We start from the raw sequence: 1,522 nt of genomic DNA on the forward strand, positions 1-1,522 counted from the left end.
CGACCGCGCTCCCCTGCGACCTCCCCGCGAATGTCGGACTCCACTGCGTGGGCAAGGAGGCCGGGCACCACCCCGTGCCGCAGGAGGAGATCAACGCCCTGCTGGTGCGCCTCGCCCGCGAAGGAAAGCGCGTGGTCAGGCTGAAGGGCGGCGACCCGTACGTGTTCGGGCGGGGCGGCGAGGAAGCGGAGGCGCTCGCCGCTGCGGGGGTCCTGTTCGAGGTGGTGCCGGGCGTGACCTCGGGAATCGCGGTCCCTGCGTACGCCGGGGTACCGCCGACGCACCGGCAGGAGGCCGTCCAGGTGACGTTGCTCACGGCTCACGAATCGAAAAAAGTGGAAGGGCCGCAGGTACGCTGGGACCTGCTCGCCGCCGATCCCCACGCGACGCTGGTGGGGTATATGGGCGTGACCAGCCTGCCGCATGTCGTGGAGCGGCTCATCGCCGCGGGCATGAAACGCCTCACGCCCGCCGCGGTCGTGGAGCGGGGCACCACCTCCGCCCAGAGGGTGATCCGGAGCACGCTCGACGAGCTCCCCGCCGCCGTCGAGCGCGCGAGAATCGAACCCCCGGCGCTTTTCATCATCGGCACGGTCGTCCGTCACGCGGACACTTTGGACTGGTTCGGGAAACGTCCGCTTTCGGGGGAACGCCTCGTGATCGCCTCTCCGGGAGGGGACCTCGGCACAGAGCTGGACAGGTGCGGCGCAGAGGTGGTCGAAGTCCCCCTGCCCGTCACCCCCGCGGCGAGGGTCGTCCTGGGTGCCCTGCCGCTCACGGGCTGCGTCCTGCGAAGCCCGGAGGAAGCGGACGCTCTCGACGAGGAAAGGGACGGGCCCGGGTGGGATTCATCGAAGGTCGTGGCATGGTGCTTGAGTCCCGCAGCCGCCGGGAGGGCGCGGCTCCTCGGCTGGAGGAATGTCGTGCACATCCCCGATGAACAACCCGGCGCGGTCATCCAAGCGATGGTGCGCGGGTAAGAATCACGCGTCCGCGGTAAGTCCGTGTTTCGGTTTTTGCAAATAAAAGAAATGAATCACACCGTTCGAAATTTTCGTTCAGCCGACAAGAAAAAATTCGGCACGATAGAAAGGAAATTTGTTATGATTCCCATTAGTGAAATATTCACGGATGAGACCTGCGTTTGCAGGGACCCCGTGAATCATTCGCTGCATAGAAGCCAGAACGAATCGCCGCCATTGCCTGCTATCGCAACCGAAGCCGGCGGAAGTGCGAGGAAACGAACATGACCCTGATTCCCTACGTGGTCATCTACCTGGCTCTGGTCGTCTTCGCCTTCGCCATCATCGCCCGCTTCCTCATGTGGTCCCGGCTGCCCATGCACCTCCGCTGGGAGTTGTACCCCGTGGCCCACGAAGCAAGCCGGGCACACTACGGCGGCTCGTACCTCGAGGAGACCGACTGGTGGAAGAAGCCGCGCGAAAAGTCCCTGGTCGGGGAACTCAAGGCGATGATCCCCGAGATCGTGTTTCTGGTCGCGCTCAAGGAGCACAACCCGAAG

2 protein-coding genes are annotated in these 1,522 nt (G+C 64.8%); both read left to right on the forward strand.

Annotated elements, in window-relative coordinates; translation table 11 throughout:
* Positions 1-980, forward strand: a 980-nt coding sequence (cobA, locus tag VJ307_05500) for a uroporphyrinogen-III C-methyltransferase (GenBank protein HJX73593.1), incomplete at its 5' end; no start/stop codon positions are given.
* Positions 981-1,246: 266 nt separating this feature from the next.
* Positions 1,247-1,522, forward strand: a 276-nt coding sequence (locus tag VJ307_05505; protein ID HJX73594.1) for a hypothetical protein, incomplete at its 3' end; no start/stop codon positions are given.

Source organism: Candidatus Deferrimicrobiaceae bacterium, from assembly GCA_035256765.1.
Taxonomy (GTDB): Bacteria; Desulfobacterota; Deferrimicrobia; order Deferrimicrobiales; family Deferrimicrobiaceae; genus CSP1-8.